General features: G+C 73.4%; 11 protein-coding genes. 6 read left to right on the forward strand and 5 right to left on the reverse strand.

All coding sequences use genetic code 11. The features are described from left to right. Window positions 1-89 precede the first annotated feature (89 nt). Both C3486_RS17260 and C3486_RS17265 read right to left on the reverse strand, forming a co-directional pair. Window positions 90-824 carry a hypothetical protein gene (locus C3486_RS17260; protein ID WP_103833597.1) on the reverse strand — a complete coding sequence of 245 codons (735 nt, stop codon included), beginning with the start codon at window positions 822-824 and terminating at the stop codon, window positions 90-92. A 580-nt stretch (window positions 825-1404) separates the two neighbouring features. Then, a complete protein-coding gene (locus C3486_RS17265) occupies window positions 1405-2112 on the reverse strand; it encodes a bifunctional DNA primase/polymerase (protein ID WP_103833598.1) in 708 nt (235 codons plus the stop codon). 1020 nt (window positions 2113-3132) lie between these two features. On the opposite strand from C3486_RS17265, the gene C3486_RS17270 reads away from it, so the two are divergent. Both C3486_RS17270 and C3486_RS17275 read left to right on the forward strand, forming a co-directional pair. Further along, entirely contained in the window at window positions 3133-4665 is a 1533-nt protein-coding gene (locus C3486_RS17270) for a PP2C family protein-serine/threonine phosphatase (RefSeq protein WP_374936886.1), read from the forward strand. 331 nt (window positions 4666-4996) lie between these two features. After that, window positions 4997-6454, forward strand: a complete 1458-nt coding sequence (locus tag C3486_RS17275) for an aminopeptidase P family protein (RefSeq protein WP_103833600.1) — start codon at window positions 4997-4999, stop codon at window positions 6452-6454. A 101-nt stretch (window positions 6455-6555) separates the two neighbouring features. Here C3486_RS17275 and C3486_RS17280 read toward each other — a convergent pair whose 3' ends face one another. The 3 genes from C3486_RS17280 to C3486_RS17290 all read right to left on the reverse strand — a co-directional run bounded on the left by C3486_RS17280 (window position 6556) and on the right by C3486_RS17290 (window position 10415). Continuing rightward, window positions 6556-7260: a TetR-like C-terminal domain-containing protein gene (locus C3486_RS17280; protein WP_103833601.1), complete on the reverse strand. Its 705-nt coding sequence runs from the start codon at window positions 7258-7260 to the stop codon at window positions 6556-6558. Between the two features lie 168 nt (window positions 7261-7428). After that, window positions 7429-9570, reverse strand: a complete 2142-nt coding sequence (locus C3486_RS17285; protein ID WP_103833632.1) for a tetratricopeptide repeat protein — start codon at window positions 9568-9570, stop codon at window positions 7429-7431. Window positions 9571-9797: 227 nt separating this feature from the next. Continuing rightward, window positions 9798-10415: an ATP-binding protein gene (locus C3486_RS17290; protein ID WP_103833602.1), complete on the reverse strand. Its 618-nt coding sequence runs from the start codon at window positions 10413-10415 to the stop codon at window positions 9798-9800. Between the two features lie 650 nt (window positions 10416-11065). Here C3486_RS17290 and C3486_RS17295 point away from each other — a divergent pair. The 4 genes from C3486_RS17295 (at window position 11066) to C3486_RS17310 (ending at window position 14294) form a co-directional block, all read left to right on the forward strand. After that, window positions 11066-12031 (forward strand): hypothetical protein, encoded by a 966-nt coding sequence (locus C3486_RS17295; RefSeq protein WP_181138583.1) that lies wholly within the window; start codon window positions 11066-11068, stop codon window positions 12029-12031. A 127-nt stretch (window positions 12032-12158) separates the two neighbouring features. Beyond that, entirely contained in the window at window positions 12159-12977 is an 819-nt protein-coding gene (locus tag C3486_RS17300; protein ID WP_103833604.1) for a YcnI family protein, read from the forward strand. Window positions 12978-13140: 163 nt separating this feature from the next. Further along, on the forward strand, window positions 13141-13797 hold the full coding sequence (locus tag C3486_RS17305; protein ID WP_103833605.1) for an SCO family protein: 657 nt from the start codon (window positions 13141-13143) through the stop codon (window positions 13795-13797). Then, complete coding sequence (locus tag C3486_RS17310; RefSeq protein ID WP_258052832.1) at window positions 13794-14294, forward strand: copper chaperone PCu(A)C; 501 nt, start codon at window positions 13794-13796, stop codon at window positions 14292-14294. Before C3486_RS17305 ends, C3486_RS17310 begins: the two co-directional genes overlap by 4 nt.

Raw genomic sequence — 14294 nt, forward strand, 5'->3', positions numbered from 1 at the left:
CTCCGACTCGCCCTTGGACGCCCGTCGCGACGTACGCGGCGTGCGCCTCGTGACGCGCACCTCGGGCGCCGCAACAGCTACCGGCGGGCCTAACGCGGCGCCGAGGGCGCGGAGTTGCTCCCGGCACGGAGCAGCAGCCGGTCGCTCCGTACGTCCGCGATCTCCGCGACCGCCGAGTACGTCGCGCTCCCCCGCACGGTCGCCCCGGACGGCGTCCCGCAACTCCCCGGCTCGTTGGCCGCCGGCAGCTCGCAGTGCGTCTGTACGGTCCGGCCGTCGGGCCGCATCAGGGTCAGCACGGCGCGCAGCGGTTCGCCCGAGGAATTGCGGTAGTACACGACTGCCTTGGTGCGGGTGCGGGCGACATCGGGCGAGCCGCTGCCCGCCTCCGGACTCCCGTCGCCGTCCTCGGTGTCACGCTGCGTACCGCGTTCGGTGGTGTCGCCGTCCGTGGTCAGGACGCAGGTCTGCGCCTCGATGCCGCGGGACGAGGTGACGTGGGGGCCGCAGTGGGTGGTACCGCCGTTGGCCCGGCCCGCGCCCTTTCCGAGGCCGAGGCCGGCGAGCAGGTCGCCTGGGCGGGCGGGGTGCGGGGGTTCCTGGGCGGAGCCCCGCGGGGTGCCCTGCGGGCGGTCGTCACCGCCCCCGGCGGTGCCCTGGGCGACGGTGCCGCCATGGGGCAGCGGGGACACCGACGGCTTGGCCGCGGTCGCCGGGTCGCCGGGTCCCGAGGGGCCGGCGATGGCGGCGGCCAGGGGGAGGGTCAGGGCGAGCGCGATGGTGCTCGCGAGCGCGATCATGCGGATGTTCGACTCGCGAACCATGGGACCACCTGCGGTTGAGCGCCCGCGGCCGGCCCGGTGACCGGGTCCGCTCGCGGGCTCTGGCTGAGCCTTCGGGGTGCCCGGTGGGCCTCCGCCACGAATGCGGAGAGCCGCCGGGCACCCCGAACGGCTGGACGGTGGGCCGAACATATCGGGCACGGGGCGCCCTTTCTGGGGCCGCGCACCCGTTTCCCGAGGATGGACGCCTGGCTCACACCCGTACGAGTGAATCTCCCGCGCGCCGTTTCACCGGTGTGGGGTGCCGGGAAGGAGCGATCTCGGCCACCACCGCCGGTCTGGGGACCGTCGCCCGCCTACGGACCGTCGATGCCTGCGGACCGTCGCCCGCCCAGGGACTGCCGCCCGCCTACGGACCGTCGATGACTGCGAACCGTCGCCCGCCCAGGGACTGCCGCCCGTCACGGGCCGTCGGCACCCATGGACCGCCGGCCCTGCCTGGACCGCCGGGCCGCGCGGAGTCCGCAGCCCGCCCGTTCCTCGGACCTCCCGCAGGTCCCGTGGCCGAAGGGTCAGTACGGACCAGTGCAGACCAGTGCGGACCGGTACGGCTCAGCACGGCTCAGTACGCGAGCCGGCTGCCGCCGCCCGAGGCGCCGGCGCTCGCTTCCACCAGCGCGTCCACGACCGTGGAGACCTCCGGGAGCCACGGCGCGCCGGAGCGCTTCGTGGCGGCGCGCGTGGCCGGCGGGCGCTCCCAGCGCACCTTGCCCGCGCCGGTCTGCGACGGCGGCAGTACGACGTAACCGCCCTCGCCGTGGAACCGCAGCGAGCTGGGCACCAGGTCCTGCGCGTACAGCAACTCCCCCAGCTCGGGCAGGGAGTACGGCGCGACCAGCAGCGTCCAGCGGGTCGGGGTCGCCACGACCGGGCCGACCGCCACGCCCGCGCGGTCCAGCTCGGCGAGCGCCCGGGCACCGGCCACGGCCGGCAGGCTCACCGCGCACGGCGCCCTGCCGCCGGTGGCCAGCAGGACCGGCGCGTCCGGGCGGTTCGTCCACCACCAGCGCACCATCCGGGCGTCGGTCGTGGCGGCCAGCAGGCCGGGGTCGAAGGGGTGCGCACCGGGCACCGCACAGTCCGGGTCCGGGCAGCCGCAGGGGCGCGTCTGCTGCGCTCCCCAGCCGGGCCTGCCGCCCGTGCGCAGACCGACGCCGGGGAGGACGGGCCAGTGCCACTCGGTGGCGCACTGGAGCGCCGCGCCGAGCAGTGCCGACCTTCCACCGCGCCGGAGCTGGAACTTGCGTCGCCTTCCGAGGATCTCGCGCATGAGCGCTCGTTCCTTTCCGTAAACGCCGAGGGCCATGTCCATCGCACTACATGCCAGGTTCATGCCGTTGCGCGGTGCGCGCCGCCGCACCGGGCGCGGATCACACCACGTGGATCATTCGTCACTGCGCGTACAAGGCAGCGCATCACGCCGTACGCCGAGCGTGGAACATGGCGGGGGGTGGCGCGCGCATGGCGCTTGCTGTCCTGTGGTGCAATCCCGCCACGTGGGGGTGCGGCCCGGTCGTCACCGCGTAAGACGCCCGTGCCCTTCGGAGAGTTCCGGCGCGGCCCCAACTGGCCCCGCACCTATCCGAGTACGTACCCCCATGGTGGAGATGACGCGCTGTTGATCGCCGTCAGTCGACCGCAAATTGACCTTCATGGGGCTATTTTTCGGCCAACCTCTTGGCCACACTGACACCACAATCCTCACCAGGACAGTGCTGGACACGCAACATCGCTGCGTGTACATGTGGACCCATTCATAGCGGAGCAGCATCACATGGGGGTTTGCGATGCTATTGAGCGACACGAACTGGCGGGCAAATGAGGCAAACGCCCGCACTCCACGACAGCGAACCTCCCTGACCTGCGGCCTCACCTCTGATGACGCCCGGGCCTACGTAGGTCGCACACCATGACAGCCCCCCACGCCCCGAAAGTGGCCGGAATCGAACCCACGCTTCCCGGCCCGGCGCACACTGCGGCCCCCACTACCCCGGAGGCTCCTTCCGTCACCCCGCCGGCCGCCGCCCACGACCGGCTGGCCGCGTGGCTCTCGGACCTCAGTACCCTCCACGAACTCACCGAGCGGCTGGCGCGTACGGACACCCTCGGCGGCGCGCTCGACGAACTGCTGCGGGCCGGTGCCTTCCTGGTCGGCGCCCGCCGCGGCCTGGTCACCCTCGAACCGCCCGACGGCCTCGGCCCCGACATCACCGTGGGCCTGGGCCTCGGTCCCGCTGACCTCGGCCACTTGGAGACGGTCCCCCGCCGCGCGACACCGGTGGGGCGGCTCCTGGACGGAGCGGCAGGGCGCGTGCCCTCCTCCGGCCCGCCTTCCGGCGCACCTTCGGGGCCGGTGGTCGGCGCTCCTCCAGGTACGGCGACAGGCGCACCTCCGGGTCCAGCGCTCGGGTCCCCTCCGGGGCCGGTGGCAGGTGCCCCTCCGGGGGCAGCGGGCGGCGCTCCTCCGGGGACGGCGGCCGGCTCGCCCGAAGGGCCCTCGACCGGGCCGCCCGCCGCCGTTCCCTGCGAACTCTCCCAGCCCGACCTCGCCTCGGAGCCGGGGCTCGACCCCCGGTTGCGCCAGGTCGCGGCCCGCCTCGGATACGCCGCGAGCTACGCCGTACCGCTGATCGCCGCACCGCTGATCACCGAGGCGCCCCGGTCCGACGGCCCCCCACACCCCGAGGGAGCACCGGCCGAAACAACCGGAACGAGGCCGACACCGCCTCCAGGACCCACACCGTCTCCTGGATCGACACCACCTCCCGGGCGCACACCACCTGCCGCACCGGCAGAAGAAGGGAAAACGGGGGCAGCGGCGGGAAGCCCGCTCCCGGGCCCCCACCGGCACGCGGACCGCACCCCCTGGCCGGCGGAGCGGCCGGCCTCCCCCGCGGCCTCCCTCCCCTCCCGTCCCCTCGGCGCCCATCCCCCCGGCTCTCGCCCCCTCGGCGCTGCCGTCTGGTTCTACGACGAGCCCGCCGAGCCCAGCGAGCGCGGCCGCCGCCTGCTCGGGATGTACCGCGCGTACGCCACCGAGCACGTCACCCGCCTGATCGAACTGGACCGCCGGCGCCGTGCCGAGGAAACCCTGCGCGCCGAGCTGCTGCCCGCCCGGCTCCCCCGGGTGCCCGGCGTCCGGCTCGCCGTACGGCACGCGGCGGGACCGCACGGCGGCGGCGACTGGTACGACGCGCTGCCGCTCCCGGACGGCGCGCTGAGCCTGTCCGTCGGCTCCGTCACCGGCTCCGGGCCGAGCGCGGTGGGGGCCATGGGACGGCTGCGGGCCGCCCTGCGCGCGTACGCCGTCATGGAGGGCGAGGACCCGGTCGCCGTCCTCTCCGACCTCGAACTGCTGCTGCGGCTGACCGAGCCGGCGCGCAGCGCGACCGCGCTGTTCGCCTTCGCGGAGCCGCCGGTGGCCGATCCGCTCGGCGGGCCGCCGAACCACAGGATCGTGCTGGCGGGTGCCGGCCACTGCCCGCCGCTGCTCGTCGGTGAGCACCGTACGGAGTTCATGGAGACCACGCTGTCCGCGCCGCTGGGCATGCTGTCGTGCTGGGAGGCGCCGAGCGTGGAGCTGGAACCGGCGCCCGGAGAAACCCTTCTGCTGTACAGCGACGGGCTGCTGCACCGTACCGGCGATCCGGTGGACCGCGCCTTCGCCCGGCTGCACGCCGCGGCGGCCGGGGCGTCCCGCACCGTACGGGAGGACCCGGAAGCCCTGGTCGATCACGTCGTCCGCGCGATGCTGCCCCAGGGCCTCACGGACGAGACCTCACCCGAGGACGTCGTACTGCTGGCGGCACACTTCGAACGGTGAGGGGGGCGCGGACGGCTGCCGGGGCCGGGTCGAACGTCGGCGGGCTGCCGCGGGCCGAGGCCGGAGGGCGACGGGCCGCCGGGGGCCGGGCCTGTCGTCAGCAGCCCGGAGGCCCGGCACCGGCAGCCCGAAGCCCCACCAGGCCGGGCAGACCCAGCACACCCGGTAGGCCCGGCGCCGCCCGGACCACCCGGGCCGCCCGCCCCGCCCGCCAGGCCCAAAGTCATCGCTCCCAAGGCCGGAGTGCCTGAGAAGTCACAGCTTCCTCCCTCTGGACCGCTTTCCGCCCGCACATACGATGGAAGGCGTTCCCATACGACGAGGAGGCACCGTGGCCGACGAGCTCACTCCGGAGACCCCGGACGAGGACGAGCAGCCGATCAAGCAGCGCAAGAACGGCCTTTACCCGGGCGTTTCCGACGAGCTCGCCGACAACATGAAGTCCGGCTGGGCCGATACGGAACTGCGCGACCTCCAGCCCGTCGAGCAGGCCGCCAACGCCGCCGAGCGGCGCGCCGCGCTGTCCCGCCGGTTCCCGGGCGAGCGCCTGGTGATCCCCGCGGGCAACCTCAAGACGCGCTCCAACGACACCGAGTACTCCTTCCGCGCCGCGACGGAGTACGTGTACCTCACCGGTGACCAGACCGACGACAGCGTGCTCGTCCTGGAGCCCAACGGCGACGGGCACGACGCGACGCTGTACCGCCTGCCCCGCTCCAACCGCGAGAACGGCGAGTTCTGGCTGGACGGCATGGGCGAGCTGTGGGTCGGCCGCCGGCACAGCCTCACCGAGGCCGAGGTGCTGTACGGCATGCCCTGCAAGGACGTGCGGGAGCTGGCCGACGCGCTGAAGGAGGCCACCGGGCCGGTCCGCGTCGTGCGCGGCCACGACGCCGGCATCGAGGCCGCGCTGACCGACAAGGTCACCGCCGAGCGCGACGAAGAGCTGCGCGTGTACCTCTCCGAGGCCCGCCTGGTGAAGGACGCCTTCGAGGTCGCCGAGCTGCAGAAGGCCGTCGACTCCACGGTCCGCGGCTTCGAGGACGTCGTGAAGGTCCTGGACAAGGCGGAGGCCACGTCCGAGCGCTACATCGAGGGAACGTTCTTCCTCCGGGCCCGCGTCGAGGGCAACGACGTCGGCTACGGCTCGATCTGCGCCGCGGGACCGCACGCCTGCACCCTGCACTGGGTGCGCAACAACGGCGAGGTCCGCTCCGGCGACCTGCTGCTGCTCGACGCGGGCGTGGAGACGAACTCCCTGTACACCGCGGACGTCACCCGCACGCTGCCGATCAACGGCCGCTACTCCGACGTGCAGCGCAAGATCTACGACGCGGTGTACGCGGCGCAGGAGGCGGGCATCGCGGCGGTGAAGCCGGGGGCCGGGTTCCGTGACTTCCACGACGCGGCGCAGCGCGTGCTGACCGAGCACCTGGTGGAGTGGGGCCTCGTCGAGGGGCCGGTCGAGCGCGTCCTGGAGCTGGGCCTCCAGCGCCGCTGGACCCTGCACGGCACGGGCCACATGCTCGGCCTGGACGTCCACGACTGCGCGGCCGCGCGTACCGAGTCGTACGTGAACGGCACGCTGGAGCCGGGCATGGTCCTCACCGTCGAGCCGGGCCTGTACTTCCAGGCCGACGACCTGACGGTGCCGGAGGAGTACCGCGGCATCGGCGTCCGCATCGAGGACGACATCCTCGTCACCTCCGACGGCAACCGAAACCTTTCGGCGGCCCTGCCGCGCCGCGCGGACGAGGTCGAGGAGTGGATGGCCCGCCTGAAGGGCTGACGTCCTGCTGACGGGCCGGCGTTCCGCGCCGGACGCTTCCGGGCGAGCGTCGGCGTTTCCGCGCGAGCGTCGGCCGCGCCACGCCGGGCGCGCCTGAAGGCTCAGCCGGTGTTCCCTCTGGAGGAGGGGACACCGGCTTCCTTCGTATCGGAGACCTCCCTGACCTCCCCCTCCGTGCCGGTGCGCTCCCTGCGGACGTACGCGCCCGCCTTGGCCGCCGTGTACGTGGCGATCGTCGCGGACTCGGCGAGTTCCAGGTCCAGCGGGCGGCGCACGACCAGCATCCGGTAGTAGAACGGCGCGCCCAGGGCGCCGACCACGGTCTCCGCGTCCGTGCCCTCGGGCAGCTCGCCGCGGTCGATCGCGCGCCGCACGAGGGCGCCCGCCAGGCCCAGCCGGTCGACGAAGAAGTCCCGCAGCACCTCTTCCGCGCGGGGGTCGCGGGCGGCCGCCGAGACGACGGCCTCGATCATGGCGCGGTTGCGGCTGTCCTCGTAGAACGTGCCGATGCCGCGGGCCAGGGCGCGCAGGTCGCCGCAGAGGGTGCCGGTGTCGGGTACGGGGACGACGGCGCTGCGTTCGCTGAGCAGCCCGCAGACCAGGCCCTCCATGGAGCGCCAGCGGCGGTAGATCGTCGCCGGGTGCACGCCCGACCGCTGGGCGACCCGCTCCACGGACAGCGCGGCGAACCCGCCCTCGCCGAGTTCGTCGAAGACGGCGGCGTACACGGCGTCACGCGTGCGCGCGGTACGGCCACCGGGCCGGGTTCGGCCGGGGCCGCCCGGGGGGAGCTGCGCGGTGCTCATAGAAGTGCTCCGGATTGCCAGCGATCGATCACAGCAAGTATTGTCCAAACAGCCGCTAACGCGAACGCGTTCGCATTAGCGCAACCCGCGCCCTGAGGCGCACCCACCGGGGGACGCCGAGCACGGGGGACTCGGCATGGGGGTGCGCCCGGGGCGCGTTTCCTTCTCCTATGCGCCGGCCCGGTACTCGGCGAGGAACTCCTCGGCCTCCACGGTCCACGGGTGCGTCGGGCCCAGCGTCCGCGTGCGTCCCTCCACAACGGCGGTGCCCTGTTCGATGGCCTCCGCCGTCTCCCCGAGCGCGTGAAGGACCGAGCTCATCAGTGACCGGGAGTTCAGGGAGAGGGGGTAGTCCGGCCCGTACAGCCGCCCGGACGCCGCCACGGCCTCGCGGGCAGCGGTCAGGGCCGCCTCGGGCCGGCCGGCGTGGAACAGCGCGCGGGCGTGGACGACCTGGCTCACCACCGTGATGGGGTGGTCCGGCCCGAGTTCGCGGAGGCAGTCCTCGACGAGTTCCGTTCCTCCGTCGACCTCTGCGGCCAGCTCCGCCCCGGTCGGCACGTCCAGCAAGAAGGTCCGCGCCTGGAGCGTCAGAGGATGCGCGGCACCGAGCGCGGCCGTGCGTCCCGCCAGCGCGCGCCGGATGAACGGCATGCACTCCGCCGGCCCGCCGAGGTGCTGCAGCGGGTACACCAGGGCGAGGCAGCTCGTCAGGGTGTCCAGCGCATCGTGGCCGAGCGTCCGTTCCCGCTCCGCGAGCACCTCACGGTGCAGCGCCTCGGACTCCTCGAACCGCCCGATCCGGAAGAGCACCCGCCCCAGGCGTTCCCGCAGTCGCAGGGTCACCGGGTGGTCCGCTCCCAGACGAGGCACCGCGAGGTCCACCGCCGCCCGCACGACCGTCAGCGCCGAGGCGTAGTCGCTGTCCCGGTGCAGGGCCACCACGAGGCGCAGGGCCGCTTCGGCCACCGCCACCACGGCCTGCTGCCCCACCTCCGCCCACGCGGCCGATCGTGTGAGCAAGGCCGTCACGTGCGGCGCCAGGAGGAGGGCCACCGGATCGTTCCTCCGGCGCTCCGACACGTCCGGGAGTGCGGCCGTCAGCTGCCGCGCAGCCGCGGTGACGAGCCTGTGGCGCTGCTCGGCGGGCGTGTCGCGGGACACGCTGTCGAGCAGCACACCGTGCGTGCGGAGGCACCGGACCGTTCCCGGCGCCAGTTCCGTCAGGGACTGATCGAGGAGTCCGCGCAGGGCCACTTCGACGCGGCGGGGAGGAAGCGCCTCCTCGATGGCGAGGCCGGACAGCAAGGACAGCGGCAGTGGGTCGCCCGACCAGCAGGAGAGGAGGCGGAGGAGGGTGACGGACTCCGGCAGGCCCTGCCGTTCCAGGGCGTTCAAGGAGAACTGCCACGTGCTGCTGACCAAGTGGCGGGAGTCGCTGTCACCGGCGACCTGCGCGCCCTGGTCGAGGAGGTCTATCGGGTCGATGCCCTCGCCGCCGTCGAGGTTGGCGCCGTACTGGGCCATCGTCCAGGGGTCGATGACCTGGTGGGCCAGGAAACCGCCGGCCAGCGTCAACGCCAATGGCAGGCGGCCCAGGCGTTCGGCGACGGCTTCGGCCTCCTCGAGGGTGCCGGCCTCCGGGGCCAGATCGCAGAGGACCTGCGCGGCGTCGGACTTCGGGAGGACGCCCAGCTGCAGCAGCTCCGCGCCCGGCCACCAGTGGCGGGCCGCCTGACGCGTCGTGACCAGGACCGTGCCGCGAGGGCTGGTGCGCAGCCAGCCGCCGTCCCTCAGCACCGCGGGGTCATCGGCGTTGTCGAGCACCAGCAGCCAGGGGCGGTCGGACCGGTCCAGGTGGTCCCAGACCAGGTCGGCCGCCGCGCGAAGCCCGCTGCGGGCCGCCGTCAGTTCCCCGTCGCCCGCGCCCCGGTCGGCCGCCACCGCGAGCATGCCCGTACGCAAGGACGCCGTGTCCGAGGCGTTCACCCACAGGCCGATGCGGCCCGCCTCGGACGTCGCGTGCTGGAAGAGGGTGTACGCGACGGCCGTCTTGCCGCAGCCGCCCAGGCCGTGCAGGACGTACACCTGGCCGCCCGCACCCGGAGCCACCGCGGCGCGCAGACGTTCCATCAGGCCGGTGCGGTCGCGCAGGACCACCGGAGCCCGGCCCACGGACGGCCAGCGGACGGAGTCCAGGCCGGACCACGCCCCGCCGCCGGCGCCGCCGGTGCCGCCCTCGGAGCCGTGGTGGTGGTGCTCGATGATGTGCTGGTCACCGGACGCCTGGTAGACACGGCCATGGCCCATGGCCCTGGCGTCGTTGCCCCCGGTACCGGGATCGCCCCCGTTCACCCCGTTCCCCCTCCCGCCTTGCACGGCACGGGAGTTCAGCGTAGATCACCACGGCGTGCCTGGTCAGGGTGTTGGGGAAGGAGGGCGGAACGCCTCGACGGAGGGACCGGGAAGAGGGGACCTCGCCATCGGTCCGTACCTGGGCGCGGAGCCGCACCCCGTCCCGACGTCCCGGAGAAACGTCACGGCATCTGGAGCAGCGCGCCCTCTCGCCATTTGAGGGCCTTGTCGAAGCTGACCACGGCGCCGCGGCGGCCGGTGCGGTTGCGGTAGCGGACCTGGTCGGTCAGGGCCTCGATCAAGAAGAGCCCCCGCCCGTGCTCGGCCTGAGCGGGGGCGGGGGCGTGGCGGCGGGGCGGTGCGGGTTCCGTCAGCGGCGCACGGCCGTGCGGACCGGGGTCGGAACCGGAACCGGGGTCGGAGCCCGAGCCCGCCGCGCCGTCGTGCGCGCCGGGACCGGAGCCGCCGGAGTGGTCGAGCGCCCCGGCGCCGGCACCCGCACCGGCACTCGCACCCGCTCCCGCACCCGCTCCCGCGAGCCGGTCATGGAAGCCGGGCCCGGAGTCGGTCACCTCGATACGGCACGTGTCACCGTCGATGAACGCCGTGACGCGGTACTCCTCGGCCGTGCCGTCACCGTGCTCGACGGCGTTCGCACAGGCTTCGGACAGGGCGAGCGAGAGGTCGTAGCAGACCTCCGGGTCGACGCCCGCGGTCTCCATCGTCCCCAGCAGCAGACGGCGCGCGAGCGGAACGCTCGCTGCCTCCCGCCGAAGATGGAGGGACCACCAGATGCTCATCGCTCCAGCCTCCTGGCCGCGGCTCGACATATCGATACGTATTGCCGCACTCCATGGTCGGTAAGCGTGGGTTTGACGTGACTCCGCCCATTCGGCGGACGCGGTGATTGAGCGTACCGGTGTAAAAGGCCCACCGGCGCGCCCCTTCGTGCGCCCCTGCAATTGCGGTAGCGGGACTCCGGCCGATCTCGCACGGATTCGCCGGGCCGCTGACGCGCCGTCCGGCCTCCCGCCCTGGTCACGGCACGGATGGCGCGCCGCGCGGATGAACAAATGAAACCGCTTACTGACCGTCTATGACCGTTTGCATCTTTCTACTGATTGCCCCTGCGAATACTGTGCCGCACGTCTGTGCGATAAGGGCGCCAGAAAGGCTGTCGGTGACCGTCTGGCCGCCCTCGGGGCGTTCAGCGAGCGGGTCTCCGGAATGTCCGGAATCGACCAGGGGCCCTGGACGGCCCCGCAAAGATGCTCCTACCCGGGCTCGCTCACTTATGCGAAATTGCGGCCCCCGGTCCCCGCCTGGCCGCCACCCGCGCCCCTGCCAGGCCGTACTTCCGTTCCGGCCGCGCCTCACCCTCGCCCCCTGTCCAACACCGCCCGCCCTGCCGTATGCGTCCGGTACGCGCAGTGGGATGATGGCGGCCGTCATGACTTCCCCCGAGGGGCGCGCCGCGGCCGATCTGCGGCTGCTGAGGGCCGCGGTGTTCACCGCGGTCTGCGTCGCGCTTGCCGCAGCGGGGCACATGATCGGTTCCTGCGCCACCGTCCCGCTGTGGTCGCTCGGCGCGGGCTGCGTCGGCGTACTGGCCGTCGCCGCCCCCCTCGCCGGCCGCGAACGCTCGCTGCCGGGCATCGCCACGGCACTCGCCCTCGGACAGCTGGTGCTGCACGCCGTCTTCATGCTGGGCCAGCGCGGCCTGGCGATCCAGCTGCCGCAGGGCGGCGTGAACGGGCTCAGCGACCGCGCGGCGATCGGGCTCGCACGCCAGATGACCTGCGGTTTCGGTACGGGGCAGCTCTCCGCGTCGCAGGCGCGGCAGATGCTCGCCGCGGCCGGCATCGGGCCCTCGGGGAGCACCGCGGCGGCCGCCGCCGGCGCACACGCCGGGCAGGGCGCGGCCGCGGACGCCTCGGCGGCCCACGCCGCCATGACGCACGGCGCCACCGGACCCGGCATGGCAGGCCACGGCATGGCCGGACACGACATGGCCGCGCACGGTGCGGCCGGTGCCGGCTCCGGGCTGTCCGCCGCCGCCCAGCACCTCGGCCTCGGTTCCCTGACCGGGCTGCTGCCGTCGCTGCCCATGCTGCTCGGGCACCTGCTCGCGGCGCTGGCCGCCGGGTGGCTGCTGCGCCGCGGCGAGGCCGCGCTCTGGCGGCTGGTACGGCTGTCGGCGCCCGCCGCGCGGGAAGCGACGGCGGCCGCGTCGATGGGCGCGCTGCGTACCGCGCTGCGCCTCGTGCACGCGCTGTGCGCCGGGCTGCTGGGCGCCGCGGACCCTACCCCCCGCGCCCCCGTTTCGTACGAGCATGACAAAGCCGGGCCCGAAGAGCTCGCGCTCCAGCACAGTGTCGTCAGGCGGGGCCCGCCGCACTTCGCCCTCGCGGCCTGACGTCACACGCAGCTCACGCACGCCTCAGGAGGGGCCCCGGACGCGAGTCCGGGCGGGCTGACGTGCCGTCGCCGCACGCGCGCCACCCATCAGCCGTCCTTCTCTCCTGTCTGAGGAGTGTCCTGTCATGTCGGACAACACCCTGTCGAGCACCACCCCGGCCACCCCGGTCACCCAGGCCGCGCCGGCCACCCCCGCCGCCACGCCCGCCCGCCGCCGTACGGCGCTGCGCCGCGCCTCCCTCGTCGGCGGTGCCGCTGCCGGCACCGTCCTGCTGCTCGCCGGCCCCGCGTTCGCGCACGTGACCGTGCAGCCGGGGCAGGCCGCCAAGGGCGACTACGCGACCGTCGACTTCAAGGTCCCCAACGAGCAGGACGACGCCTCGACCGTGAAGGTCGAGGTCGACCTGCCCGCCGACCACCCGCTGGCGTCCGCGATGCCGCAGCCGGTGCCGGGCTGGGACGTGAAGGTCACCAAGTCCAAGCTGGACAAGCCGATCGAGTCGCACGGCGAGAAGCTCACCGAGGCGGTCACCAAGATCACCTGGTCCGGCGGCAAGATCGAGCCCGGCCAGTTCCAGCAGTTCCCGGTCTCGATCGGCGCCCTCCCCGAGGACACCGACCAGCTCGTCTTCAAGGCGCTCCAGACGTACGACAACAAGGAGGTCGTGCGCTGGATCGAGCCCGCGAAGGAGGGCGCGCCGGAGCCGGAGAACCCCGCGCCGGTCCTCAAGCTCGTCGACGCGGACAAGGCCGGGCAGGACGGCGGTACGGACACCGCGAGCGCCCAGGACGGCAAGGGCGGCACGGACGCCGGCAGGAGCACCACGGCAGCGGCCGACGGCGGCACCGACAACACCGCCCGCGTCCTGGGCGCGGTCGGCATCGTGGTGGGCGTGATCGGCATCGGGTTCGGCGTCTTCGCCGGCCGCCGCCGTTCGGCCTGAACCGGCCGTCACCTCATGTGACCCGGCCGGGCGGGACCGGCCGGGCGCCGGGCGACCGGCGCCCGGTCCCGCCGGCACCCGGCCGCCGGCGGGCGAGCCCCGCCCGGCCCGGCCGCGTACCCCGGTCGACACCACCAACGGACATACGGGATATCACTCAGTAATGCGCAGAACACCCAAGCTCGCGGCCGCCGCCCTCGTGGCCGTCGCGGCCCTCACCCTCACGGCCTGCGGCAGCGACGGCGACGGCGGGGGCGACGGCCCCGCGGCCAGCGTCTCCGGCACGCAGTCCAAGCCGGTCGTGACGCTCGACCAGCCGATGGAGAAGCCGGACCTGGTCCTCACGGACAGCGACGGCAAGAAGTACGACCTGATCAAGGAGACCAAGGGGCGGCCGACGCTGATCTACTTCGGCTACACCCACTGCCCCGACGCCTGCCCGGCCGTCATGGGCAACATCGACGTGGCGCGCAAGCAGCTCCCGAAGGCGGAGCAGAAGAAGCTGCGGATCGTCTTCGTCACGACCGACCCGGAGCGGGACACCCCGAAGCGGCTGAAGTCCTGGCTGACCGGTTTCGGCGCCGACATCGTCGGTCTGACCGGCGACTTCGACACCATCCAGGGCGCCGCCTCGTCCGTGAACGTCGGCGTCTCCAAGCCGGTCAAGAAGAAGAACGGTGACGTCGTCGTCGACCACGGGCTGCAGGTCCTGATGGCCTCCCCGAAGGACGACAAGATCCACTGGCTCGGCATGAAGGACGCGGGGGCCGAGGACTACGCCCACGCCCTTCCCAAGATCATCAAGGGGCAGAACCCGTGAACCGCCGCACCGCTCCCGTGAAGCGCCGTACTGCACCCGTGAAGCGCCGTGCCGCTGTCGCCGCCGCGCTCGCCGCCACCGCAGCGCTCGCCCTCGCCGGCTGCGGCGGTGACAGCGCGCCTCAGCTGAAGGTCTCCGGCGCGTACATGCCGCAGCCCGTCATGAAGGACATGGCGGGCGGCTTCCTCGTCATCAAGAACACCGGAGACACCGCCGACAAGCTGACCTCGGTGACCAGCGACCTCTCCGACGACGTGACGATGCACCGGACCGTCGGCGCCAAGATGGAGCAGGTCGGCTCGCTGACCGTCCCCGCGCACGGCGAGCTGAAGCTCTCCCGCGGCGGCAACCACCTGATGTTCATGGCACTGAAGAAGAAGCCGGTGAAGGGCGACGAGGTCGCCGTCGAGCTGCACTTCGGCAAGGCGAAGCCGATCAAGGCCGTGCTGCCGGTCAAGGCCACCAACTACAGCCCGCAGCACGCCGGGCACGAGTAG

The sequence above is a fragment of the Streptomyces sp. Ru73 genome (assembly GCF_002920575.1).
Taxonomy (GTDB): domain Bacteria; phylum Actinomycetota; class Actinomycetes; order Streptomycetales; family Streptomycetaceae; genus Streptomyces.